The organism is Sutterella wadsworthensis 2_1_59BFAA (assembly GCF_000297775.1).
Classification (GTDB): domain Bacteria; phylum Pseudomonadota; class Gammaproteobacteria; order Burkholderiales; family Burkholderiaceae_F; genus Sutterella; species Sutterella wadsworthensis_A.
On the sequence record NZ_JH815513.1, the window covers coordinates 110,735 to 135,994 of the forward strand.

Below are 25,260 nucleotides of genomic sequence, written 5' to 3' on the forward strand. Positions count from 1 at the left end.
AGTCCATAGTAATGCCCCATCAACATAGGAATCGAGTATTCCTACCGGGGGTGTTTTTTCTTTTTGGTTTCCGGCGCTTCCGCTTTCATACTAAGGTAGTCCTTCAGGATTAAAAAAGCACCGAAAACCCTCTCCCAGAGGGCTTGACGGTGCTTTTCGTCTTTCAGGGGACTCATCATGCTGACGGATTAGCCCGCTTCTAAAACTCTGTTGCAATGTGTTAGGGTGCACACCTCGTTCGGGAAAACACGCATAAAAAGCCCGAAAAGCGACATGTGTCGCGCACTCCAATCCATACCAGGAGCAGATCTTGCATCAGAATTTCATCCGCGCCGCCGCTGCCGCCGCCGTGGCCGCCACCTTCTCCTCCGCCGCCGTTGCCGGCGGCTTCCAGCTGACGGAGCAGTCCGCTCTCGGTCTCGGCCGCGCCTACGCCGGCATGGGTGTCGACGGCACCGACGTCTCGGGCCTCTACTACAACCCCGCCACGATGACGCTTCACACGGGCACGCAGGCCCAGTTCGGCTTCGTCGGCGTCGGCCTCAACCTCGACTACAACAGCAAGAAAGGCGACTCCATCCATGACGAAAACGGCCGCAAGCACGCCGAAGCCGTCCCGAACCTCTTCATTTCGCACCAGATCAATGACGTGACCTGGATCGGCTTCGGCTTCACGGTGCCGTTCGGCCTCTCCACCGAATACGGTGAAGACTGGGAGCAGTCCGGCGAAGGCACGGAAGCCAAGATCGAGGTCTATGACTTCAACCCGTCCTTTGCCTGGAAGCTCTCCGACAAGGTCTCGCTCGGTGCCGGCATTTCCTACCAGTACGTGAAGGCCGACCTCGGCTTCAACTGGGACAAGCATCCCCAACTTCAACAACTAAAGCCGGGCATGGCCTACACGAAGGTCTCCGGCGACGCCTGGGGTTGGAACGTCGGCTTGATGTGGACGCCTGTTGAAAGCGTCCGCATCGGTGCCTCCTACCGCTCCGCCGTCGGACACACGGTCAACGGCACGCTCAATACCGACAGCGAAATCAAGGTCCCTGTCGAAGGAGGTACCTTCGCGCTGCCGACTTCCATGGACGCTCAGGTCTCCATGGACGCCCCCGCCTGGGCCATGCTCTCCGCCGCCTGGGACGTCAATGACTGGCTGAGCCTCTACGGCACCATGCGCTGGGCCGACTGGTCGAGCTTCAAGGCCCTGACGATCGAGACCGAGCACAAAGACTTCTCCTCCCCGAAGAACTGGAAGGACACGTACCTCTACTCCGTCGGCTACGACGCCCGCATCAACAGCTTCTGGACGCTGCGCGGCGGCATCGCCTACGAAACGTCCACGATCGACGACAAGTACACGCGTACCGGCACGATTCCCGACGCCGACCGCTGGTGGTTCGCCATCGGCTCCTCCTTCCACTGGACGAAGGACTTCCAGACGGACGTGGGCTTCGCTCACCTGCACGGCGTGCATGAACGCAGCCTCTACAACTCCAAGCATGAGGAAATCGGCAAGTTCCGCAAGCTTGATGCCTACATCATCGGCATCCAGGGTCAGTACCGCTTCTAAGGTCTAGCCCGCGGCGAACTCCGCCGCATCCTGCACTCCGAATCCCGGCGTCTCCCAGACGCCGGGATTTTTGCTTTCGGGATACAGAAAATCGACAAGCAGCGTGCCGAGGTCGGCGCCCTCGGGCAGTGCGGGGCGCTCGAAGCCCTCGAATTCGGGGCAGTCGGTGAAGCCCGCGCTTCGGCAGAGGACTGCGGTATAGAGCGCAAGCCCCGTCTCCATGCTCGGACGAAGGCCGAAATGCTCGAGAAGAAGCGTGAGAAGCGCGAGGTCCTCGTCCCATAGAATCTCGGGAGCGGGATGAAGGGAGGAGAGAAGGAGGACGGGAGACCTGTCGTCATGAAGGAGGCATTCGCCGGCCGTCGGGCGCGTGCTGTCGGCGTGAAGGCACGCAAGGTCCGTCACCTCTCCCTCGGTGAGAAGAAGCGGATCCACGGGCGTGCAGCGGATGAGTTCCTTCAAGCGCGCCGCATAACGTCTGCATCGATGAGCTCTCAGCATGGTCGGGCCTCCATCGGCCGCTCGCGGATCGGGCGGCCTTCACCTAATCCTACGGCATATCGGCCGAAGGTGTCGCCCCTCGCCTGTCGACCGCCCTCTGAGAGTCCTCCGGTTTGTGCTATCGTCACTTCCGACTCAAGACACAAAACGGAGCCCACACATGTCCAATAGCGCAATCCCAGACCTGATTTCCGAAGACATCTTCCGTTTCGGGCCCGGCGACAGGTACGCGCTGCCCATCGGCACGGCGGCACCCGACGCGCTCGCGCTCTCGCAGATGGCCGAGAAGTGCCGCACAAGGCATGAAAGACTCCTCGTCATCTGCGCCGATCCGCTCGACGCCGTGAGGCTCGGGCAGGAGATCCCTTGGTTCAGTCCCGAACTCGGCGTCAGAAGCCTCCCCGACTGGGAGACGCTCCCCTACGACGTGCTCTCCCCGCAGGAGGACATCGTCTCCGAGCGCCTTGAGACCCTCTACCGCATGACCTCGGGCACGAAGGGCCTCGACGTCGTGATCGCCTCCGCCGTCACGGCCGCCCAGCGCATGGCGCCCGTCGCCTACGTGGGCGCGAACACCTTCTTCTTCCGTCCCGGCGACACGCTCTCGGTCGAGGGCCTTCGCTCGAACCTCGCCGCCGCAGGCTACGCAGGCGTCAAGCAGGTGCTCGCGGCGGGTGAATTCGCCGTTCGCGGCAGCATCATCGACGTCTTCCCGATGGGCTCCGACAGGCCCTTCCGCCTCGACCTCTTCGACGACGAGATCGAGTCGATCCGCTGGTTCGACGTCGAGACTCAGCGCTCCATGGAGGCCGTCAACGAGATCAGGCTGCTTCCGGGCCACGAGTTCCCCGTGACGCCCGAGGCCGTCACGGGCTTCAGGCAGCGCTGGCGCACGCGCTTTGCAGGCGATCCGGGCAAAAGCCTCGTCTACCGCGACATCGGCAACGGGGTCCTGCCGCCGGGCATCGAATACTATCTGCCGCTCTTTTTCGAGCAGACGGCCACGCTGGCCGACTATCTGTCGGCGGGCACGCGCGTCGTGCTCGTGGGCGACGTGCAGACCGCGCTTGCTGGCTTCATGAAGGAGACGCTCTCGCGCCAGCGCATGCTCGAAACGGACGCGGACCGTCCCGCGATGAAGCCCGAGGAGCTCTGGCTCACGCCCGAAGCGTTCTTCACGAGCCTCTCGAAGTTCGCGCGCTTCACCTTCAGGCGCGAGGGAGCCCCCGAAGATGCGCTCGCCCTCAAGGGCGTTGCGGTCGACCGCAAGAGCCAGAACCCCGTCTCGAACCTCATCGCCTTCACGACGACCGAGAAGACGCGGGGCCGCCGCACGCTCATCGTTGCGACCTCGGTGGGCCGCATGGGCACGATGGGCGAGCTCTTCAGGGCGTCGGGCCTCGAATTCACGGAGTACGAAAACTGGGCGGACTTCCTCGCGGGCGACGCGCCCGTGGGCCTTGCGGCCGCGCCGCTCTTTGCGGGCAGCCTCCTTGAGAATCCCGGTACGGCGATCCTCACCGAAACCGAGCTCTATGCCGCCAGCCCGAGGCGTTCGCGTCTGCGCCGCAACCGCCAGTCGACCAACATCGAAATGATCGTGCGCGACGTCTCCGAACTCAAGATTGGGGATGCCGTCGTGCACCTCGAGCACGGCATCGGCCGCTATCAGGGGCTCGTGCACATGGACACGCCCGACGGAGAGGCCGAGCTTCTGCGCATCGACTACAAGAACGAGGCCAAGCTCTTCGTGCCGATCGCCAACCTCCACCTCATCTCGCGCTACTCGGGCGCCGATCCCGAGAACGCCCCGCTGCACGCTCTCGGACGCGGCGACTGGGAAAAGGCGAGAAGGAAGGCGGCCGAGCAGGTCCGCGACACGGCGGCCGAGCTCCTGCACCTCTATGCGCTGCGCGAGACCCGCAAGGGCGTCGTCTTCCCCATCGACATCAGCGACTACGAGGCCTTCTGCGAGGGCTTTGCATTCGACGAGACGCCCGACCAGGCGGCCGCCATCGGCGCCGTCCTCAACGACATGACGACGGGCAAGACGATGGACCGCCTTGTCTGCGGCGACGTGGGCTTCGGCAAGACCGAAGTCGCGCTGCGCGCGGCCTTCGTCGCCGTCTCGGCGGGCCGGCAGGTGGCCGTGCTCTGCCCGACGACCCTGCTCGCCGAGCAGCATGCCCAGACCTTCCGCGACCGATTCGCGCCCTGGCCCGTGCGCGTCGCCGAGCTCTCCCGCTTCAGGACGGGCAAAGAGACGACGAAGGCGCTCGAAGGCATCGCCGACGGCACGGTCGACATCGTGATCGGCACGCACAAGCTTCTCACTGACAAGGTGTCCTTCAAGCGCCTCGGCCTCGTCATCATCGACGAGGAACACCGCTTCGGCGTTCGCCAGAAGGAGACGCTCAGGAAGCTGCGCGCCGAGGTCGACGTCCTCACGCTCACGGCCACGCCGATCCCGCGCACGCTCTCGATGAGCCTCGAAGGCATCCGCGACTTCTCCGTCATCGCGACAGCCCCCGAGCGCCGTCTGGCGGTCAAGACCTTTGTGCACGCCGAGGAGCCGGGCCTCATCCGCGAGGCCGTCATCCGCGAACTCAAGCGCGGCGGCCAGGTCTACTTCCTGCACAACGAGGTGGAGACGATCGAGAACCGCCGCGAGCAGCTCGCCGCACTGATTCCCGAAGCGCGCATCGCCGTCGCGCACGGACAGATGAGCGAGCGCGAGCTCGAACACATCATGCGCGAGTTCTACCAGCAGCGCTACAACCTGCTCCTCTGCACGACCATCATCGAGACGGGCATCGACGTCCCGACCGCCAACACGATCATCATGCAGCGGGCTGACAAGCTCGGCCTCGCACAGCTCCATCAGTTGCGCGGCCGCGTCGGCCGAAGCCACCATCAGGCCTACGCCTACCTGCTCACCCCGCCCTCGGGCGCCACGACGAAGCAGGCGAAGCAGCGCCTCGAAGCCATCCAGTCCCTTGAGGAACTCGGCAGCGGCTTCTACCTCGCCATGCACGACCTCGAGATCCGAGGCGCGGGCGAAGTGCTAGGCGAACACCAGTCGGGCGAGATCGCCGAGGTCGGGTTCGACCTCTACAGCCGCATGCTCGCCAATGCCGTCAAGGCACTCAAGCGCGGAGAACTTCCCGACTTCACGGAGCCCCTCGTGCCGACCACGGAAATCTCGCTCCATGCGCCCGCACTGCTGCCGAGCAGCTACGTCTCGGACGTCTCGCAGCGCCTCGGCTTCTACAAGGAGCTCTCGTCCGCGACGAGTGTCGAGGACATCATCCGCACGACCGAATCGCTCGCCGACCGCTACGGCAAGCTTCCCGAGGCCGCGCAGAGACTCACTCAGATCCACAGGCTGCGCCTTCGCTGCGAAGCGCTCGGCGTGCGCAAGATCGACTGCGCCGACACGGCGACCGTCATCACATTCACGGCAAGGCCCGCCGTCGAGCCGATGGCACTCATCCGCTTCCTGCAGTCGAGGAAGGACGCCCGCATGCTCGGGCCCGACAAGCTGAGGATCGACTCGGGCGGCGCAACGCCCGAAAATCGCCTCGCACTCGTGCAGACCGTGCTCGCGGCGCTCGAAGCGCCAGGTCGATGAACTGAATAGAATGGAGGGACCGGAATCATGGGCATTGAAATCGAACGCAAGTTTCTCGTGAAGTCGGACGGCTGGCGGAAGCTCGGCTGCGCCGTGCGCTACGCTCAGGGCTACCTCTGCAGCGACAGGAACCGCACGGTGCGCGTGCGAACCGTGGGCGACAAGGGCTTTCTCACGGTCAAGGGACGCGGAAGCGGCATCGCGCATCCCGAGTACGAGTACGAGATCCCGTACAACGAGGCCCGGACCATGCTCGACGAACTCGCCGAAAAGCCCGTCATCGCCAAAACCCGCACGAAGATTCCGTTTGCGGGCTTCGTCTGGGAGGTGGACGAATTCTTCGGCGACAACGAGGGCCTCGTCATGGCCGAGATCGAGCTGCCATCCGTGGATGCTTCCTTCGAGAAGCCCGAGTGGATCGGCGAGGAGGTGACGGGCGATCCGCGCTACTACAACTCGATGCTCGCCAGGAATCCGTACAAAAACTGGCGGCGCTGATCCCAAAAACAAGCAGTGCCCAACCCGCGCAATCTCAGGCATTACCCTGCCAAGCACGCGAATGCCGGCGATTTGTCGCATACTTTCAGTCTGGCAGTTTTTTCAATCGAAGGATTCCCCATGCAGGCACCTCAAACCGAATCGCCCTCCGAGTTCACGACTTCCGCCGTTCTGACCGCCTACAAGGCGCTTCCCGAATCGCTGCGCCCCTTCTATGCGCACATCCACTGCGGATCCGCCGCCATCGTCGCCGCACTCGGCCTGACGGCTGAAGACAACAACGTTCTGGAGACTGCCGTCAAGGCCATCGGAGACCTTGCCGACGATGCGGAAGCCTTCGACCGTGACGCGGCCGCCGAGAGCGGAACCCTCGCAGACATGATTCGCGAGCTCGCGGGAACACTCGGAGACGACAGCAATCCGCTCGTCGTCTCGCTCGACGTCATCTGGGGCGCGATTTCCTCCTCGTCCATCGTCACCGGCGCGGATCCCGACGACGATGAGGATCCCATCGAGCACTATCTCTACGACAACAGCGACCTCACGGGGCTCATGGGCGCCTACTGGGACCTTCAGGGGGTTCTCGAGATCATGTTCGGCGAACTCGGCATGAACGCCGACTTCCGGGGCAGCCTCATCGAACTTCCGACCGAGGCCGCTAGCGTCGCCGAGCTCAACAAGAGCCTGCAGCGCCTTTCGTCGAGTTCCCGCGCCTGCTTTGCGTGGTGCCACAACAGGATCGTCTCGGTGCTTCGAGACCTCTCGAACGACGACCCGAAGGTTCTCGAGAAAAACCTTGAGAGTTCCGGCATTCAGCCGCTTTTCATTCCGGCCGTGCTCAGGCAGTTCAACGAGTCCCGCACGGCAAGCGACGTGCTCGCCGCAGTCTCCCGCCGCTTCTCGCCCTTCGACCGAGAGCTCGATGCCGTTTTCGAGCAGTTCTGGAACCTTCAGCGCGCCGTGAGCCAGAAGGCCGACCATCCCGCCAGAGTCGCTCTTGCCCTTCTCGTCTCCGCCCTGGCCGCCATGCTCGACTGTCGTCCCGAAGACATCGACTCCCGCGCGAGCTCCCGTCTCGCGGAGTCTGACGATCTTGCGGCCTCCGACCGGGGACTCGCCCTCCATCTGGCCGGCATCGTCGCCGGCGTGGAACTCGTCGAATCCGACGACCCCGTGATGCAGATGTGCAGGAGCTTCGACGAGGCATGCGAAAGTGCCGAAGCGAATCAGGACATCTGTCTTCCGCTCTCATGCGCACTCACCGCCGTCAATCATTTCCTGAAGGACGAGGCCGCCGCAAAGGAACACTTCAAGAAGCTCCATCTGGCAGACGCCACTACCGAAACCTTCCTTCCCAGCCTTGCCACGCTTTCGGAATTCCTCGTGCATCACACACCCGAGAAGGACGACGGCTCCCTTCTCAAGAAGCACTTCGCCCCCGTCATCGAAGGCGATTACGATGGCCCCACTGCAGGCGAACACTACGCGAAGCTTCTCAGCGAGACACTTTCCAGGATGGACGAAGAGAGCCGCGCTCTTTTCACGGCGTCTTTCCTCACGCTGGGCTACCTGATGAGCGGCATCTTCGCCCGCACGCCTGAGGAAATCGAGGAATTCTTCAAGCAGGCGTTCCCCGGATTCATCGTCGATCCGATCATCGCCATGTGCATGTCCATCCTGCCCGCCGCCTCCAAGCTCGCGGTCGAAGCCACGGAAAAGATGGAAGCCGCCACCGCCTGACGTCTCCAAAGCCGTCGTCATCGCCAACGTCATCAGACGCATCCGTCGCCCGGCTTGTGTGAGCCGGGCGATTTTTTCAGGACCAGAACCGACGACGGGGCCTGCTGGAGATTTCGGCCGGTCTGTGCATTCCATGCTCATGGCCTCGCTTGCGACCGCGTCCGACGCCGCTCAGCCTAAGCCCGAAAAGACAAGGAAAAACCCGCTCCGAATCAAATGCCGGGCGGGCGTCTTCACAAGGCGTGGTGTTCGGGCTCAGTGCTTGAGCGCGGCGAGAGCGGCGAAGGGATTGGGCTTTTCAGCCTCGACCACCTCGTCGCTCGTGTTTTCATAGTCCATCTCGCAGTCGTCGTGAAGCGGCATGGCGGGAAGCGACAGGATCGCCTCCTCCTGAACCCAGTCGGCGACGGAGAGACTGCGGCTGCCGACGATAACCTCCTCATCATCACCCTCTTCATCGAGCGGGAGCGCATTGGCCTCTGCCTCGGTCTTCGTGAAGCGGAAGACGAGTTCGCGGCTGACGGGAACGCTCACGGGCTCGTTGCAGCGCGCGCACTGCATGACGACCGTGCCCTCGAACGAGAGACTTGCGGCGGGAAGTCGCTCAACGATGCCGAGTCCCGTCACGCTGAACTTCAGGGAGCCCTCGAGCGCCTGAATGAAGTGCGCGAGCTCAGGCATTTCGTCAAGCTCAAGCGTGCCCTCCACGGTCTGGCGGGTGCGGGCGATTTCGAAAACATCGAGCGTAAGAGACATGGTCATCCTCAGTAAAACTTTCAGGCCCGGAACGGGCGCCCTGAAAGGATACATTGTTCACGCGCAGGCGGCGGGAATTTCGCTCGCCCGCCTTGGGACTTCCCGCTACAATTCCTGCATTATGACAAAAGCACTCATCCTCGCCTCGAGCTCCCGCTACCGCCGCGAGCTCCTCGACCGTCTCGGCATCGCCTACACGTGCGAAAGCCCCGACATTGACGAATCCTCCCTGCCCGGCGAAACGCCGCAGGACACCGCGATGCGCCTTTCCGAAATGAAGGCCCGCGCAATCTGGGACAAGCACCCCGGTGCCGTCGTCATCGGCTCCGATCAGGTGGCCGACCTCAACGGCGTCAAGCTCGGCAAGCCGCACACGCACGAGAACGCCGTCCGCCAGCTCAAGAGCATGCAGGGCCACGACGTCGTGTTCACGACGGCCCTGTGCGTCATTGACGCCGAAGGCCGCGCCGAGCGCGTCAAGTCCCAGACGACGATCCGCATGCGCACGCTCTCCGACGAGGCCATCGAGGCCTACGTCGAGCGCGAGAAGCCCTTCGACTGCGCCGGCGCCGCCAAGATCGAGCGCCTCGGCATCGCGCTCATGGAAAGCGTGAAGTCGGACGACCCGACCTCCCTGATCGGCCTGCCGCTCATGGCGCTCACCACGCTTCTCACCCGCGCGGGCGTTGAAGTCCTCCCCGGCCTCGACGCCTGATTGAGGAGCACCTCCCATGGCCGGCACGATCTACTGCCTTCCCAACCTCATCGCCGACGGCACGCTGGAAGCCGCCATTCCGCCCGCCGTGCGCACCCGCGCCGCAGACATCCGCCTCTTTTTCGTCGAGGCGGCCAAGAATGCGCGCGCCTACCTGAAGCTGCTCGGCCATCCCGGCCCCATCTCGGAGCTCAGGATCGAGGAGATCGGACATGATCCCGACCCCGCCCTGATCGACCGCTGGCTCGAGCCCGTCCTCGCGGGCGAGGATGCCGCGATCGTCAGCGAGTCGGGCTGTCCCGGCATTGCGGATCCGGGCGCACAGATCGTTGCAAGGGCCCAGGAGCTTGGCCTGCGCGTCGTGCCGTGGGTCGGCCCCTCGTCGATTCTCATGACGCTCATGGCGAGCGGACTCGACGGCCAGCGCTTCCGCTTCCTCGGCTACCTGCCCGTGCATGCGGACGAGCGCGCTGCGGCCCTCAAGGACCTCGAGACCCAGAGCCGCCGCTCCGAGACCCAGCTCTTCATCGAGACGCCGTACCGAAACGGCGCGATGCTCGAGAGCCTCGTCTCCACGCTCGCCCCCGACACCCGCGTCACCGTCGCGACAGACGTGACGGGCGAGCATGAATCCATCCGCACGATGACGGTCCACGCCTGGGCCGCGCTCATGCCCGAGGAGCGTGCGCTGCCCAAGCTTCCCACCGTCTTCGCGCTCCTCGCCGCGCCACGCGGCACGGCACCGCGCTATGCGCCGTCCGACGCCCGCCGCAAGGGCGGCAGGGACGCAGGCCGCCCCGCCGCAGGCAGGAACTTCAGACCAGCTCAGAAAAAGGGACGAGGACGATGAACGTGAACGCGATCCTCGCAGGTCTTCAGCAGTTCTCCCCCGACCGCATCATGACGGCCGCGGGGTTCCTGCTCGTGCTTCTCGTCGCCCTTGCGATGTGGCTCGCCGCCAGACGCAGGCAGGCAAGGCGCAACATCGGCCTCTCGAAGATCGCCGCCGGCCTTCCCGAAGGCGACGGCCCCGTGACGAGGGCCGCTCCGAAGCTCTCGCGCCCCGACCCGCTCGAGGCTGACCGCCTCGCACTCGAAATGCTCGAGTCAGACGAGAACGACGCCGAGGACATCGAGGAGATCAGGCACACGTCCTACACCGAGCGCGTGAACGTCCCGAACGCGGCCGCCCGCAGGGAGGCCGCTCCCGAACCCAGACGCGAGCCCGACGTTGCGGTGCTCGCCCCTGAACCGAAGCCCGAACCCGATCCCGCACCGAGGCCCGAGCCCGCCTTCAGGCGCGAACCCGAACCCGCGCCCGTCCCCGCCGTGCCCGTCGTGCCGCCCATGCCCGAGTGGGAGTTTCTCAAGACGCTTCCCTTCATAGTGAGGCAGGGCCTTTCCACGGGACACGCCGACATGCTCGGCATCGGCGTCGAGGCGGTGTTCTTCCCCGCCGAAGCGGTCAACAGGCTCGACGACCCCGTCCTGCGCCTCGTGCCCTTCCTGCCCGCAGACGAGGGCGAGCTCCTCTGCCGCGAATCCGACCGCCGCACTTTTCAGGCGGGAGGCCTCTACGCACAGCCCGACGCCGTCATCGCCCTCAGGGCTGGCGGCGTGCTCGCCGTCGAGTACAAGTCCCGAGGCGGCCGCATGGACGACCCTCACGACATCCCCGGCAGCCTGCGCCCCAAGGACCTTCTGCAGACCGTCATCGGCGCCATGGTGCTCTCCGCCTCCGAAGGCGTCGCCTGCGCGCCCGTCCTGCGCACGAACAACGCCGTCTACTTCCTGAGGCCCGGGAAAACGCTCGCGACGCTGCTCGCCGAACGCATCGGCGCCGCCGTCTCCTTCGTGAAGCCCTATGCCGAACGCAGCGGCATCAGCGCCTCCGACTACGCGGAGCTCTGCGTCGTGCCCGCCCAGATGCTCTCGGGCAGGCCCGTACGCTCCGAAGGCGACCTGAGAGGCGAGGCCGCACACGCGCGCATGCTCCGCTGAGGCCGGCCTCCTCACAACGGATGCGTGATCCCAAATCACGCCGAATCCGCAAGCTCCTCTGTGTCAGGTAGTTACGCTCATGGTTCCCTGCGAAAGCGAGGACTATAGTGGGAGGATGACATGCCGGACCATTTTCGGAGGAGACCACATGCGAACCGTCCCGACGTTCACCTTTTCCATTCTCACTCTGGCGTCCCTTGAAGCTGCGGCCGCCCTTTCGGCCACGGTGCCGCCCGCCTGGCTCAAGGCCGAGGTTTCGTTGCCCGAGCACAGTCGCTCGCCGCTCGTCGTGAAGCTCTCCCCCGACATGACGCCCTGCAGGGCCAAATACGGCAATGAGGCCGCCTCGAAGTGCAGCAGGCTCTTCGGCCTCGTCTCCTCCCGCGTCACGGGCATCTCGCTCTCGCCCGCCGTCGAAGGCGTCTGGCGCTGGGAGGCCCGGGGCGCACTCGCCTTCACGCCCGAGGAGCCCTGGCCCGAGCGCACAACCTTCAAGGTCGACCTCTCGGGCCTGCGCCTGCCCTCCGCAACGACGCTCAACACGCCCGTGATCGACTTCACGACGCCGCCCCTCACGATGACGTCGGGGTTCGCGACCTTCTGGATGGACCCCGCCGTCTCGGGCGAGCGCGCCCTTACGGTCGACGCCCTGTTCTCGACGACCATCGCCGACACGAAGGCCTTCGAGGCCTCGGTCAAGGTCGACGTCCCCTCAAGAAGCAGACTCACGTTCGGCAAGCCCGTCTTCATCTGGAACCATTTCCGCACGGGCTTCTACATGAAGCTCCCCGTGCGCACGCTCGGCAACGCGACCAACGTCCGCATCACCTTCCCGAAGGCCGCGGGCAAGTGGACGGCAGCTGACGGCCGCCATCCCGTCGTGCAGCCGGGATTCCGGCAGGCGTTCGTGAGCTACACGATTCCTGCCGCCGACAGCCTCTACAAGATGGGCGAGGCCTCGCTCAGTCCGACGCGCACCGAAACGCTCGAGCAGGTCTACGAGCTCGTGCTCAGGCCCTCGCTCCTCACGAAGCCCTCGGACATCGTCGCGGCGATGCGCGTCACGGCTCTGCCCGCACGCATGAACGAGGAGGCCGTCTCGCCCACCGACTGGCGCAGAGCACCCGCCGTCACGCCCGACGTACTCGCGCGCGGCACGCCCGTCCCCGTCTCGATCGCGCAGGACCCCGACACCCCGTCCGACAGCATCCGCCTTCTTCTCAAGGCCCGGCCTGGCGACTTCCTCCATCTGGCGCTTCCCGCGGGCTTCGGTCCCGAAAAGGGCGCCGTGCTCTCTGACGGCTGGACGACCGTCCTTGCGGCGGCCGACCCCGGCGCCGCAGTCGGATTCCTGCAGCCCGGCAGCATGATGACGCTCTCGGGCTCGAGAACCCTCACGCTCATGGCCGACGGCGTCGACCGCATCCGCTGGCGCATCGAGCGCATCAGGGATCCCTACCTTGCGCTCACGGCCCAGAACTGGCGCGCACACGAGACCGTCACGAATGCCGAGGCCCTCTCCGAGGCTGCCGACGGCGTCATTCCCGTTGCGGCGGGAAGGCGCTTTGCGTCGCTCCCGCTTGACGAGACGAAGCTTCCCGGCGGACGCGCAGGGCTCTTCCAGATCACGCTCACGGGCGAGAAGAAGACGAAGGACGGTTGGGGCGTTGCGGCCATCGCCGCCAAACGCCTGCTCGTCACCGACACGGCCCTCATCGCCAAGACCTCCCGCGACGGCAGCCACGTCGTCCATGCGGCCGACCTCGTCAGGGGCGTTCCCGCCGCCGGCCTTCGCGCCGTGCTGCTCGGTGCCAACGGCGTCCCTCTCGAAACCGTCACGACGGACGAAACCGGCGCCGCACGCTTTGCAACGACGCGCGGACTCGAACGCGAAAAGGCGCCCGCCGCCGTCGTCGTCACGAACGAAGCAACGGGCGACCTCGCTTGGCTCTCGCTCTCCGACGCCTCCAACGTCGACCATGACCACGACTTCAGCACCGCAGGGCGCCTCGTCTCCGAGGACGGCCTCACGGGCCTCGTCTTCTCGGAGCGCGGCATCTACCGTCCCGGCGAAACCGTGCACGCAGGCATGATCGTGAAGACCGCGGACTGGCACAGGCTCCCCGCAGGCATGCCCGTGACGCTGCGCATCACCGACGCCACGGGCCGCACGATGCTCGAGACCGCCCCCGCACTTACGCCCGAAGGCACCGCATCGGCCGACTGGAGCATTCCGACGGACGCCGTGCCGGGCGAAATCCGCATCGACCTGCTCGCGGGCGACGTCGTGCTCTCCACCCACCATGCGGCGATCGGCGACTTCACGCCCGAGGCGATGCGCCTTACGGCCCGCATGGTCCAAGGGGCGCCCGGCTGGATGAAGCCCGGAGACCTCGGCATCGACGCCACGCTCGCCATGTCCTACGGCGCCCCCGCTGCGAAGAAGGCCATGCGCGCACGCCTCGTTCTCTCGCCCGCCCGCGACATCTCGTTCCCCGAGCTCCCCGGCTGGACCTTCGTCGACCCCGCGCCCTTCGAGGGCACGCTCGACGAGGTGAAGGTGAAGTCCGTCGAGACGGACGCCGCAGGCCGCGCATCCCTCACGCTGCCGCTCTCCTCCACTGCGGGCACGCTCAAGGGCCGTCTGCTGCTCGAGGGCTTCGAAAACGGCGGCATCAGGGCCGCCACGGAAAACGTCGACTTTTTGATCTCGCCCGCCGACACCATGCTCGGCTGGCGCAGGCACGCGGAATCCACCGTGAAAAAGGGCGGCATCGACATGCCCGCACCCGAGGCCTTCAGCTGGATCACGAGGGACGAGAAGCGCACGTTCGAATTCCTGCTCGTCGACCGCTTCCTCAAGCCCTGCGCCGACAGGCCGCTCACCCTCGCCGTCATGGCACGCCAGTCCGTCACGGAGCTCGCCTCCGACAGCACGGGACGCCTGCGCTACGACGAGCGCAGCGTCGAGCGCCCCGTGAGGGAATCCGCCGTCACGACCGACGCCAACGGCCGCACGACGGCCTCGCTCAACACCTCGGCGCCAGGCGACTTCTCCCTCGTCGTCAAGGACGAACAGGGCCGCGTGCTCGCGCGCCTGCCCTATCACGTCGCAGGCGAAGACCTGCGCCCCGCCCTTTCGGGCGACCTGCCCGCCGCCACGGCAAAGCTCGTTTCAGACAAGTCGACTTATGAAGCGGGCGAATTCGCCCGTCTCGACATCGTGTCGCCCTTCGAGGGTCTGGCGCTCGTGACGCTTGAAGCGGATCGAGTGCTCGTCTCCAAGTGGGTGAAGGTCAGCGCAGGCACGAACGCCGCGCAGATGGAGGTGCCCGAAGGCTACAGCGGGCGCGCCTTCCTGAGCGCCTCGCTCGTGCGCTCCTCGAAGGATGCCGCGCGCTTCCTCAAGGCCTATGCCAGGGCGACCGCGCCCGTGACGCTCAACATGAAGCCCCGCACGCTCGGCGTGAAGCTTGAGGCGCCCGCCGTGGTGCCCGACACGCGCGAGCTGAAGGTCACGGTGAAGTCAGATGCGCCGGGGCGCGTCTTCCTCTGGGCGGTCGACACGGGCATTCTGTCGCTCACGGGCTACAGGACGCCGTCTCCCGTTCATGCGCTTCTCGAAGACCGAGGACTTCAGGTCGACACGCGCCAGACGCTCGAAGGCCTGATGCCCGAAGGCATGAAGCTTCCGGGCGAGGCGCCCTTCGGCGGCGGCTTCGGCTCGAGGGCCATTTCGGCCGACGCGATGGCCAATCCCTTCAGGCGCACGATGGATCGCGCGGCCGTCTGGTGGGCGGGAAGCCTTGAGACGGATGAAAAGGGCCGCACCGTCACGGTGTCGCTCCCATCCGAATTCAACGGCGGCGTGCGTCTCATGGCCGTGGGCGCCTCCGAGGGTCGCGTGGGCGGCGCCTCGATCGACACGGCCGTGCGCGCGCCCTTCATCCTGACGCCGATCCTGCCGGGGTTCGCCGCACCTGGCGACGTCTTCACGGGCGTCGTCTCCCTCAACGGCGAGGCGCCCTGGAAGGGTTCCGTGGCGCTAGGCCTGCCCGAGGGACTGAGCGCAGGCGTGCTCTCCGCGCCTCTCGTCCTTGAGGCGCCGGGCGAAGCCACCGCACGCTTTGACATTGCCGCAGGCGCAGTGCCGGGCGCCGCATCCATCACCGTGACGGCCACGCCCGAAAAGGGATCCGCCGTCACGCGCACGACGTCCTTCTCGATCAGGCCCGCAGCCCTCAGGACCCATGACGTCCTCTGGGGACCGCTCGCCGACGTGAAGACGGCCGACGTGACCGTCAAAGCCCGCCTGCTTCCCTTGGAAAACGAAACCTCCCTCACGGTCTCGACGACGCCGCTGCCCCTTGCGCACGGCCTCGTTCGCAGTCTTCCCGAAGCCTTCTGGCTGAGTTCGGACGCGGCCCTCTCGGCCGCCATGCCCTGGGCGCAGCTCGTCGGCGCCCCCGCCGCGAAGCTTCCCGCGGGCGACGCCGATGCGCTTCGCAGGGATGCGACCGCCCGCATCCAGAAGGCGCTCGACACGATCGAGGGCCAGCTCGGCTGGAACGGCCTCTCGGCATGGCCCTGGGGCTCCCCGAGCCTCATGGCCACGACATGGGCCCTCGACTTCGTGCTCACGCTGCGTGAAAACGGTCGTGACGTGCGTCCCGAACTCGTCCGCAGGCTTGCCGACGCCATCAGCAACGCCCTCGATGGCCTGACGCCCGACACGCTCGGCCAGACCCGAACGGCCGCCTGGGCTCTGGCCCAACTCACGCGCGAGGGCACGCTCGAAGCGGAGCGCATCGAGGCGCTCCGAAACCGCATGGACGCCCGCGAACTTGACTGGCGAAACGACCCTGCGGCGCTCTACATTGCGTACGCCTACCGCCTGATGCGCCTCACCGATGAAGCGGACGAACTGCAGAAGGCCGCCATTTCGATCGACGTCTCGAAGTCCGAGGGGAACGATACGCTGACACTCGGCGGCATCCCCGCCCTTGCATCGGCCGTGCGCCTCGCGCCGACGCCAGAAGGCACCGCACATCTCCTTCAGACGCTCGAATCGAGGCCGCTTGCGTCGCTCACGGATCGCGAACGCGCCTTCCTTGCGAGCGCGCTCCTCTCGGCGCCCTCGAACGGCGCACACGCAGGAAAGCTTGATGCGGTGACGCTCGCCTGCACGGCGCCGGCAGCGGAGAAGCGCCCCGCCGAGTCGCTTGCGAAGGGCGACGGCTTCGTGACGCTTTCGGCGCCGGGCTGCACCGCCTTCCGCCTCTCGTCCGCCGCCTCCCTCAAGGGGCTCTACCACAGCACGACCGCTGCGGGCTGGCCCGCCGAGCCCCACAAGACCGCGTCCTACGAAGGACTTGAAGTCGTCAAGCGCATCCTCAACGAGGCGGGCGAGCCCGTCACGTCGGTGAAGGCGGGCGACGTAGTCACGGTCGAGATCCGCGCGCGCCGCACCTCGGGCAACGCCGAATCCCCCGTCGTCATCACGGACCTCTTCCCCGGCGGCTTTGCACCCGCCTCCACGGACGAGAGCCTGCAGGGGGTGGACGTCCGCCAGACTGCGGTTTCGGAGGACCGCATGGTCGGCGTCTGCATGCTCGAGCATCAGGAATCGACATTCACCTATCGACTTCGAGCGCAAACGCATGGAAAATATACGGTGCCGGCCGTTCAGGCGGCCGACGGCGCCGATCCGACGATCAAGGCGCATGACAAGTCCCTGACCCTCACCGTGACGCCATGAGCCTCACGGACAACACCAAACGGAGCACCTCATGAGAAGGTTTGCCCGTCTGCTTCTGGCCGCAGCCGTTCTGGCGGCAGCGGCCGGCGGCGGACTCATGATCTGGGCGAAAACCCAGCCAAAGCCCGGGCTCGTGCCCGAACACACCCACTGGTCCCAGGCCGTCACCGACCGCGACGGCCGCCTCCTTCACCTCACGCTCTCCGAGGACGGCGCCTACAGGCTCCCCGTCCTCCAGGGAGCGGTGTCGCGCGAGGCGCTTGACGCGGTCGTGCGCTACGAGGACCGCTTCTTCCACTCGCATCCCGGCGTCAATCCCCTCTCGATCGGCCGAGCCGCCTGGTCCACCCTCACGGGCACCCGCCGCATCGGCGGCTCGACCATCACCATGCAGCTCGCCCGCAGGCTTCAGGGACTCGACACCCGCAGCTGGCGCGGCAAGCTCGAGCAGATGCTCTGGGCGCTGCGCTACGACATGCACTACACCAAGGACGAGATCCTCACGGCCTATCTGACCCTGACGCCCTATGGCGGCAACGTCGAGGGCATCGAGGCCGCCTCGCTCGTCTACTTCGGCAAGCACGCCTCGCAGCTCACCGCCGCCGAGTCGATCGCGCTCTCCGTCGTGCCCCAGAACCCCGTCAAGCGCCATCCCGTCACGGGTCCGGACTTCGACCGTGCACGCCTTGCCGTGGGCAGGAAGGCGATCAACGACGGGTTTGTGAGCGAGCGCCTGCGTCCCGTCGTCGAGGGTCCCCTCAAGGTGAGGGGCACGCGAGCGCTTCCCTTCGAGGCCCCGCACTTCACGCGCCTCGTCGAGGGCACGCGTCCCGATCCCGTCCTCAAGACCACGCTGAGCCTGCCGCTTCAAGAGTCGATGGAGAAGATCCTCTCCGAGAACGTCGCTCGGCTTCGCCCCTACGGCATTGAAAACGGCGCGATGCTCGTCGTCGACTCGCGCGACATGTCCGTCCTCGCCCAGGTGGGCAGCATCGATTTCTTCAACAGCGCCATTGCGGGCGAAGTCGACGGCACCCGCGCGGCGAGAAGCCCCGGCTCCACGCTCAAGCCCTTCGTCTACGGCCTCGCGCTCGACCAGGGCCTCATCCACTCGCGCACCGTCCTTCTCGACTCGCAGCGAAGCTTCCGCGGCTACCAGCCCGGCAACGCCGACAAGCGCTTCCGCGGACCGCTTCCCGCCGTCGAGGCCCTCAACGACTCGCGCAACGTGCCCGCCGTGACGCTCGCCTCCGAGATAAGGCCCGACCTCTACGATTTCCTGCGCGAGGCCGGCGTTCCGATGAAGCGTCCGCGCGAGCACTACGGCCTCTCGATCGTGCTGGGCGGCGCCGAAGCGAGCGCCGAGGACCTTGCAAGGCTATACGGCACGCTCGGCAACGGCGGCCTTCTGCGTCCGCTCGTGCGCCTTCCCGACGAGGAGCCAGCAGCCGCCAGACAGATGCTCTCGCCTGAATCCGCCTGGATCGTGCGCCGCATGCTCGCCGAGGGCGGAGAGGCCCTCAAGGTCGAGGGCGTGTCCGTTCCTCTCCTCTGGAAGACGGGCACCTCGAACGGCTTCCGCGACGCCTGGACCGCAGGCTATGCGGGCCGCTACATCATCGTCGTGTGGCTCGGCAACTTCAACGGCAGGCCCGATCCTTGGCTGCAGGGTGCGCTCGTCGCGCAGCCCGTCTTCAGGAGCGCCGCCGTGCGCCTTCTCACGGACCGCGAGTTCGCCATGTCCGCTCAGGACGTGAAGCGCTTCGACGAACAGCCCGCAGGCGTCAGGTCCGAGCCCGTTTGCCGCTCGACGGGCGACCTTGCGACCGACGCGCAGGGCCGCGTGCGCTGCACCGACACGGTCGGCGCCTGGTTCATTCCCGGCGTGAGTCCCATCCGCGACACGGGCTTTCTTAAGGAAATCCTCGTCGACGAGGCCACGGGACTGAGAGCCTGCGAGGAAGGCGACGGCGTCAGGCGAGTCTTCGTCGAATCCTGGCCCTCCGAATACCAGCAGCGCTTCCTCGAGGCGGGCATTGTCAAAACGCCCATTCCCGACTGGAAGCCCGAATGCAGGCCCGAGGGCGCCGTCTCGGGCACCCCGCCCGCCATCCTGAGCCCGCGCGCTGGCACGCGCTACTACACGGGCACGGCGGGCCCGAAGCAGGCGGGCATCGTCCTCAGGGCCAGCCTCGCCCCTGACGCCAAGATCGTCTACTGGTTCGCCGACGACCGCTTCATCGGCGCCTCGGGTGCGGGCGGCTCCGTCGTCTGGCAGCCAGAGCCCGGGTCGCACCGCGTGAGCGCGGTCGATGACCTCGGCCGCAGGTCTCACAGGACCGTGACCGTCAGACAACCGTAGGACATTTATATCCGCCTTCCGGGCTCAACCTCAGGCCCGCAACCAAAACGGCCGCTTCCTCGCGATGAAGGAGCGGCCGTTTTCATTGGGTTCCGGGCACGGAGCAGACCGGCTCAGAGGCCGTCCGCCGTGAACGAGGTTCTTCCGTCCTCGGGATCGATCTGCACGTTGAGGTTGAAGGCGTAGCGGTCGGCGGGATGCGTCGAGATGGTCGTGAGGATCGCATGTCTCTTGGCGTCGAGATAGCGGCGCGTGATGCGCAGGGCGGGGATGCCCGGAACGCGCTCGAGATGAAGCGCGGCCTCCTCGGAGAGGAGCGTCGCCTCGACGACCTGCCTGATCTCGACGCACTTCTTCCGGTAGACCCTGGGAATGATGTCGATCATCAACTGCTCGGGATGTCGGGGCGCCTCGTGCACGAGGCGCTACCACAGGGCGAACGCATCTATAAAAATGGCACTTCGTAAATTTACGTGTTAATGCACCCCTAAAGAGGTATGTCTGATCAACGTATATTCTTGCGCTCGCCGCTGGGCAACCCGCCCACATGCTGTGGGTGGGCAAGCCCACGATTATGGCGCAACAGATAGCGCGTCAAGGGTTCTTCGGCAATGAACGGGGAGCCCCGTCCGTTCTACGAACGGCCACCCCATTAAATGCCTCGCCCCCTTGACCCGTCAGGCGACGGTAGCCGGGCAGCGCTTAGGGAGCGCTTCGCGCGGGCGGGACGGGAGCGCAGCAGCTGGCTTTTCATCAGCTGTATGCTACGGTCCTCCTCAACCGCGTAAAAAGGGCCAAGCCAAGGAGACGACCGCTACCTCTTAAGGGGTACACTTAGCACGTAACAATGCGAAGAGGCGATTATTTTGTAGCTGAGTCCGTGACTCAGCAGGTTCAGTACCGTTCTCACGGTAGTCATAGCAATTTTCCTACTCATTTAAGGCTCCTTATATTGATAGGAACCTTTTGATTATCTATTGCTATGCCTCAACTGTTCACGTGTTTAGGAATCCCTGTTCACGTGTTTAAGAATCGTCCCGTCGGCCACCTGTTCACGTAGTTAAGAAAATCGTTCACGTACATGAGAAACGCTGTTCACGTGTTTTGAGAATTCTCACAACACAGATCACTTCTAGTTATCGGTTTTGATGATTTCGGAACCAGGACTGCTGGCGATGGCCCGTTGAAAATTTCGGCTGCGTGGCGTTGCGCTTGAACGTGAACGCCCGATCACTCACCAAAGTAACCGGGCGTTGTTTTCTCAAGCTTCAACTCTTGCGCGTCAAAGCCAAAAAGGGATAAGTTGATGATCGTTGTTAGAAAGCGAAACGAACACCGACTGTAGCACGCCAATCTTCGTCAAAGAGCCCGCCGTCGGTGCGTTCAACGTCCGCCCAAACATACGTATTGTCATTGACATTGAAGTTGGCACCAAGGCCATACTCAATCCATGTCTTCTTTCCATCGATCTCGTACTTGGAGACGCCGCCTCGAACAGTTTCGTCGCCCATGAATTCATGAACGGCAGAAGCGCGAATGTAAACATCGCCAAGATTCTTCGGGCACTTGAAACCAACAGCCATGCCTGCACGTCCAATCAGGCTGGTGACGGAATCAAACTTGTAGGATGTACCGTCAGAGAGTTTCAAATTCTCAGAATTGACGTAGGTATACGTCACCTCGGCCTGAGGTTCGACATAGAACTGATCAGTCACTTCAAAACGCCAACCAAGTTCACTGGAAAGGCTGACAGCCACGTTATCCATGGCCCCCTTCTTGTTGCCGTCAATAGTGACATCCGCATCCACCGAAGCCATACGAGCAATCACATCGAAGAATGCGCCGTTGTCGTACATCTTCGTGCCGTAGAAGGCAAGACTGAAAGCATCCATGTCTGCGCTGCCGCGATTCATATCAGCATCAGACGTTGTATAGGCAAATGCAACGCCGAAGCGCGGAGCATCTGGAACAGGAACCGTATCAGCACCAACCTGAATCGTGGAGAAGTCGTTCTTGAAGCTGTGGTCGCCGGAAAGTCGGCCACCGTCATAACGAGCCCAAAAGCCATGTGTACCGGCAGAAGAACGAAGATCACCCATACGCTTGCGAACGTCATTCATGAGCATACGATTCACAGACAGCGTAACACCGGACGTAAGATCCAATACATTAGACATCACCGAATTGGTCTTCACTGCGACTTCACTAAGAGCACCATCGGAACCAACCACAGCAGATGCGGCGCCGCCATACATGCCTTCACCGATTTCCAACTTAGTGCCGGCAGCCTCCTTCTTGGCCGCAGGCACATCGGCGCCGGACTCGTCCTTGTCACCGGTATTGCTGGTCAGAGCAACAACACCGGCCAACTTTTCGAGGTCAGCCTTGCTGTCACCGGAATTGAGCGATCCGTCAGCAACAACCTTAACTGTCGTTTTGGTGAGGTCCGTACCTTGCTCGGTCAAGAATACATTGCCGGGGTTTTCCAGGTCATTGACGCTTACCGTAATGGCATCCGCATTGATCTGGATCTTGTCAGAACGCCAGTTGTTGTTCTTGACGCCGCCAAGGTCTGCCACTGCATTGGAGCCCAAATTGATGTTCAAATTGCCGTCGATGCCATTGATCTTGATGTCGGGCTGTGCATCGTCATAGACGGAAGCGCTAAACCTGGCGCCGTCAGCAACATTAACAGTCCCAAGATTGAAGGTCGCCTGTTCGGCTGAAGAAGCTGATGCCGCCCTCGTCTTCACCACCTGTTTCAGCACCTCGAGATTCATGCTGCCCTTCTGAACATCGATCGTACGGGCCGTCAAAGAACCGCTGGGATTGTCAATCTGAAGCTTGGCATTCTTAGCAGAAGAAGTGAGTGTGTCAACAGTGAACGATGCATCCTCTCGGATTTGAATTCGGGCATCTCCTTCACCGGCCATGGTCAAAGGTTTGCCGAAATCTACGTCAACTCCTTCTTTAACAATGAGGCCAGTCTTTACACCCTCCGTCTGAATCAGAATTTCTCCGACATTAGACAGAGCGTCATTGGAAGCAATGATGGGAGCCGTGGGGGCAGTACCGCTTTGGATTTCCAGCTTCTTGGTAGAAAGAGCGGCACCGATTTCAACAGCCTCAAAGGTACCAACATTGAAGACGATCTTTTCGTCTGCTTTGATCGTACCCTGAAGTTCGTAACTAGAAGCACCAGCCCAAGCAGGATGAGAGATCGTCAATGCCTTAACGTGAAAGTCAGCCTTCTGGGAGTTCTTGAAATCGCCCTTAACAGTCAGGTTGGAGCCAACAAACTTGTTCTCATTGACAAAGTTGCCATTGACCGTCGTTTCACCCAAAACCGTCAGATTACCCTTGTTCGACACAGAACTGACGCTGTTCGTACCGTTGGCATTGTTAATGGTGATTGTGCTGTCAGAATCATAGACACAGATACCGTCGCCCTTTTTGCCGCCGATCAGGGCGATCTGAGCACCATCAACAGCGTCAAGCGTTATCGAACCTTAAAGTCGTCTAAAGCCCCCACGAATTACTTCACGCCCAACATCTTGAGAAAGAGCTGGTCGCGTCTCGTCGTTTCCGTTGTCCATTTGGATGCACTGGCATTCCCCGTTGCGGCGATGTAGTCGACACAACGGAACCAGTCCAAAATTTGAATGAGCGAGTGCTGATTGAGCCAAGCGAGCAGCTTTGCTTCGAGACTCAACTCCTCCTTCGTCTTTCCCTCGGTTTCTTTTTCGGAGAGCGCCTTCTTCACATCAAGGATTCTCTTCGCAAGGAAGCAGTGGTAGCCCAGACCAACGAATTGGGCAAATTGCCTGCCGTACAGATTCTCGGGATACCACGTCCTCGGCTTTCGCCCATCAAAACTGTCCTTGTACGTAGCGAAAAGCTCTTCGATCTTTTCACGGGAACGGTATGCCTTCAGCGCGTCGAAGGGATCCTTGATTTCATTGCTCACAAGGACGAAATACCCCCAATAGCGCTTTGCTTCCTCGATCCCGTCCATTTTGAAGTCGACCTTGACGCCTTTGGCCGTACGTTTCACCGTGAGGTAGCTGTCGATTTGTTTCTGGGCAGCCGGCCGAAATTCCTCGACGCCGTCCTCCAGATCCTTCTTGAGTGAGAAAAGGCTCTCGCGAAGCCTGCGCTCCTGAATCGGAGCAGCCTCCGGTTTGTGAAATACATGGACGTACAGGCGTCGCGTAAACGATTCCGTCTCCCCGGCTTCGAAATGCCCGCGCGTGCGTTTTCGCACGATGCTGAACCCGTGCTGCCTGCGGCGCATGACGCCGCTGACATCGACGTCAAACGGGCAGACGTTCCTGAAGTGCCCGAGCTCTTCGCGTGCGGCGTCGATTTCCGAGCGAACCCACTTGTCGGTACTGTTGGCGAGCATCAAGAACTTCGTGTGCTCGCGGGCAAAATGCGTCATGTTGTCCTGACTGTAGAACCCGTTGTCGGCCACGATGACCGGCGACGCCAGATCGAGCATGTCAAGCTGTCGAAGCGCATTGGCGAGCGAGATCTTGTCAGGGATGTTCCCGGGCTGCTTGCTGAAAGCGACGGGCTGACGATTTTCCACAGAGTACAGCACGAGAAGCTTGATCGTATCAAGCCCGTCCCCATCCTTGTTGAATCCCTGACGCGCTTCAATTTGATTCTTCGAATACGTCGAGAAAGTCGTGGTGTCCAACGCCAGATTCAAACCCGTCGACGAGACTCTTTGTCCACGGCACTGAAAATACGACTGCACTCCAGATTCATTTCGACCAACCGAGGCGAACAGCTTGCCGTAAACATCCTGAGTGATGGGGTGTCCGTACGGTAGCGGATTCATTACTTGCCATGATTCCATGCGCGGCAACGTGTCACCGTCAGTCGCGACCCAGTACCGAGCGATCGAACTCAACTTGAGGGCGTCGCCGATCTCGAAGCTCCTCTGGAGATCCGCATCAATACCGGATTCATGACCTGCCCACTCGAGGATTTTTTGAAGTCCGACATGGGTGCGGACGGCCTGGACGGGTGCCTCGATAACTTCGGAACGCTTCTTTTTGGGGCGGGTCGGGATCATTTCGGTCGACCCAGCCAGGATTTTGCCCAAAAGTCGGGTAGAGAGCGTCTTTGTTTTCTGAGTTTTCGGATCATATCCAGTCACACGTTCGTATACGTAGACGTCGCCATTCGAGCGGGTTTCGCGGCGAATGCCGACATGCGTTTTTCCAGTGAGAGGGCGTCCCATGAGTATCTCCAATAATGCCCTTATATTCTATCATACGTACACTATTGAAAGCAAGAAAAAGTCCGTGTATTTCACGGACTTTTCTATCAAAACGTCATTTTCACTTGAGTATCGTGACCGTTTTGAACGACTTTTAGGTTATCGAACTGCCACCTACAGCACGGAAGGCATTTCTGTCTGCCGTTGCCGTCAAAGACTTGATGTTCTTAAATTCGGCTACAGCACCGGAATGCAAAGAAACCGCATGGTTAATCGCAGTAATTTCTACCGTTTCCGCATCAACGGAAAGGTTTACACCGCTCTTATCGGTATTTTGCGCCCAAATACCATACTGAGAATCATCAGCAATGTTGTTGGTCACGGTCATCTTTTTGACCTTGACGGGAGTGTCAGGATTTCTGTGTCTGGGGAGGTTATTCCAGGGGCAGCCCAACGAGGCTGCCCTTTGTATTTGAGATGCAGTATGCCAGACCTGAT

Annotated in this window: 15 protein-coding genes; 9 read left to right on the plus strand and 6 right to left on the minus strand. The window is 63.1% G+C overall.

What is annotated here, in order from left to right; translation table 11 throughout:
* Positions 1 to 310 precede the first annotated feature (310 nt).
* Positions 311 to 1,570, plus strand: a complete 1,260-nt coding sequence (locus tag HMPREF9465_RS00455) for an OmpP1/FadL family transporter (RefSeq protein ID WP_005433048.1) — start codon at positions 311 to 313, stop codon at positions 1,568 to 1,570.
* Positions 1,571 to 1,573: 3 nt separating this feature from the next.
* Here the strand turns inward: HMPREF9465_RS00455 and HMPREF9465_RS00460 are convergent, their stop codons facing one another.
* Positions 1,574 to 2,071 carry a hypothetical protein gene (locus HMPREF9465_RS00460; protein WP_005433050.1) on the minus strand — a complete coding sequence of 166 codons (498 nt, stop codon included), beginning with the start codon at positions 2,069 to 2,071 and terminating at the stop codon, positions 1,574 to 1,576.
* 160 nt (positions 2,072 to 2,231) lie between these two features.
* Between HMPREF9465_RS00460 and mfd the strand changes: the two genes are divergently transcribed.
* The 3 genes from mfd to HMPREF9465_RS00475 all read left to right on the plus strand — a co-directional run bounded on the left by mfd (position 2,232) and on the right by HMPREF9465_RS00475 (position 7,940).
* Entirely contained in the window at positions 2,232 to 5,702 is a 3,471-nt protein-coding gene (mfd, locus tag HMPREF9465_RS00465; protein WP_005433051.1) for a transcription-repair coupling factor, read from the plus strand.
* Between the two features lie 27 nt (positions 5,703 to 5,729).
* On the plus strand, positions 5,730 to 6,200 hold the full coding sequence (locus tag HMPREF9465_RS00470; protein ID WP_005433052.1) for a CYTH domain-containing protein: 471 nt from the start codon (positions 5,730 to 5,732) through the stop codon (positions 6,198 to 6,200).
* A 120-nt stretch (positions 6,201 to 6,320) separates the two neighbouring features.
* Positions 6,321 to 7,940: a hypothetical protein gene (locus tag HMPREF9465_RS00475; protein ID WP_005433053.1), complete on the plus strand. Its 1,620-nt coding sequence runs from the start codon at positions 6,321 to 6,323 to the stop codon at positions 7,938 to 7,940.
* A 255-nt stretch (positions 7,941 to 8,195) separates the two neighbouring features.
* Here HMPREF9465_RS00475 and HMPREF9465_RS00480 read toward each other — a convergent pair whose 3' ends face one another.
* The gene (locus HMPREF9465_RS00480; RefSeq protein ID WP_005433056.1) at positions 8,196 to 8,696 is read right to left on the minus strand and encodes a YceD family protein; all 501 of its coding nucleotides are present in this window, start codon (positions 8,694 to 8,696) and stop codon (positions 8,196 to 8,198) included.
* A gap of 121 nt (positions 8,697 to 8,817) precedes the next feature.
* Here HMPREF9465_RS00480 and HMPREF9465_RS00485 point away from each other — a divergent pair, with 121 nt between their 5' ends.
* The 5 genes from HMPREF9465_RS00485 to pbpC all read left to right on the plus strand — a co-directional run bounded on the left by HMPREF9465_RS00485 (position 8,818) and on the right by pbpC (position 19,532).
* A complete protein-coding gene (locus HMPREF9465_RS00485) occupies positions 8,818 to 9,411 on the plus strand; it encodes a Maf family protein (protein WP_005433057.1) in 594 nt (197 codons plus the stop codon).
* A 16-nt stretch (positions 9,412 to 9,427) separates the two neighbouring features.
* The gene (locus HMPREF9465_RS00490) at positions 9,428 to 10,261 is read left to right on the plus strand and encodes an SAM-dependent methyltransferase (RefSeq protein ID WP_005433067.1); all 834 of its coding nucleotides are present in this window, start codon (positions 9,428 to 9,430) and stop codon (positions 10,259 to 10,261) included.
* A complete protein-coding gene (locus tag HMPREF9465_RS00495) occupies positions 10,258 to 11,412 on the plus strand; it encodes a hypothetical protein (protein ID WP_005433068.1) in 1,155 nt (384 codons plus the stop codon). The genes HMPREF9465_RS00490 and HMPREF9465_RS00495 overlap by 4 nt, the downstream gene beginning before the upstream one ends.
* A gap of 148 nt (positions 11,413 to 11,560) precedes the next feature.
* A complete protein-coding gene (locus HMPREF9465_RS00500; protein WP_005433070.1) occupies positions 11,561 to 17,170 on the plus strand; it encodes an alpha-2-macroglobulin family protein in 5,610 nt (1,869 codons plus the stop codon).
* 31 nt (positions 17,171 to 17,201) lie between these two features.
* Positions 17,202 to 19,532: a penicillin-binding protein 1C gene (gene pbpC, locus HMPREF9465_RS00505; protein WP_005433072.1), complete on the plus strand. Its 2,331-nt coding sequence runs from the start codon at positions 17,202 to 17,204 to the stop codon at positions 19,530 to 19,532.
* Between the two features lie 113 nt (positions 19,533 to 19,645).
* Here pbpC and HMPREF9465_RS00510 read toward each other — a convergent pair whose 3' ends face one another.
* The 4 genes from HMPREF9465_RS00510 to HMPREF9465_RS13020 form a co-directional block, all read right to left on the minus strand.
* Positions 19,646 to 19,918, minus strand: a complete 273-nt coding sequence (locus HMPREF9465_RS00510; RefSeq protein ID WP_005433074.1) for a UTRA domain-containing protein — start codon at positions 19,916 to 19,918, stop codon at positions 19,646 to 19,648.
* 930 nt (positions 19,919 to 20,848) lie between these two features.
* The gene (locus HMPREF9465_RS00515; RefSeq protein WP_005433078.1) at positions 20,849 to 22,903 is read right to left on the minus strand and encodes an autotransporter outer membrane beta-barrel domain-containing protein; all 2,055 of its coding nucleotides are present in this window, start codon (positions 22,901 to 22,903) and stop codon (positions 20,849 to 20,851) included.
* A gap of 164 nt (positions 22,904 to 23,067) precedes the next feature.
* Positions 23,068 to 24,783, minus strand: a complete 1,716-nt coding sequence (locus tag HMPREF9465_RS00520) for a transposase (protein WP_005433079.1) — start codon at positions 24,781 to 24,783, stop codon at positions 23,068 to 23,070.
* Between the two features lie 133 nt (positions 24,784 to 24,916).
* Positions 24,917 to 25,260, minus strand: a 344-nt coding sequence (locus HMPREF9465_RS13020) for a hypothetical protein (protein ID WP_231289318.1), incomplete at its 5' end; no start/stop codon positions are given.

Excerpts from the sequence above, each read along its gene's own strand:
- HMPREF9465_RS00470 (WP_005433052.1), top strand. The coding sequence starts at position 5,730 with ATGGGCATTGAAATCGAACGCAAGTTTCTCGTGAAGTCGGACGGCTGG.
- HMPREF9465_RS00510 (WP_005433074.1), bottom strand. The coding sequence starts at position 19,918 with ATGATCGACATCATTCCCAGGGTCTACCGGAAGAAGTGCGTCGAGATC.
- HMPREF9465_RS00475 (WP_005433053.1), top strand. The coding sequence starts at position 6,321 with ATGCAGGCACCTCAAACCGAATCGCCCTCCGAGTTCACGACTTCCGCC.
- pbpC (WP_005433072.1), top strand. The coding sequence starts at position 17,202 with ATGAGAAGGTTTGCCCGTCTGCTTCTGGCCGCAGCCGTTCTGGCGGCA.
- HMPREF9465_RS00460 (WP_005433050.1), bottom strand. The coding sequence starts at position 2,071 with ATGCTGAGAGCTCATCGATGCAGACGTTATGCGGCGCGCTTGAAGGAA.
- HMPREF9465_RS00485 (WP_005433057.1), top strand. The coding sequence starts at position 8,818 with ATGACAAAAGCACTCATCCTCGCCTCGAGCTCCCGCTACCGCCGCGAG.
- HMPREF9465_RS00490 (WP_005433067.1), top strand. The coding sequence starts at position 9,428 with ATGGCCGGCACGATCTACTGCCTTCCCAACCTCATCGCCGACGGCACG.
- mfd (WP_005433051.1), top strand. The coding sequence starts at position 2,232 with ATGTCCAATAGCGCAATCCCAGACCTGATTTCCGAAGACATCTTCCGT.
- HMPREF9465_RS00480 (WP_005433056.1), bottom strand. The coding sequence starts at position 8,696 with ATGTCTCTTACGCTCGATGTTTTCGAAATCGCCCGCACCCGCCAGACC.
- HMPREF9465_RS00500 (WP_005433070.1), top strand. The coding sequence starts at position 11,561 with ATGCGAACCGTCCCGACGTTCACCTTTTCCATTCTCACTCTGGCGTCC.
- HMPREF9465_RS00495 (WP_005433068.1), top strand. The coding sequence starts at position 10,258 with ATGAACGTGAACGCGATCCTCGCAGGTCTTCAGCAGTTCTCCCCCGAC.
- HMPREF9465_RS00520 (WP_005433079.1), bottom strand. The coding sequence starts at position 24,783 with ATGGGACGCCCTCTCACTGGAAAAACGCATGTCGGCATTCGCCGCGAA.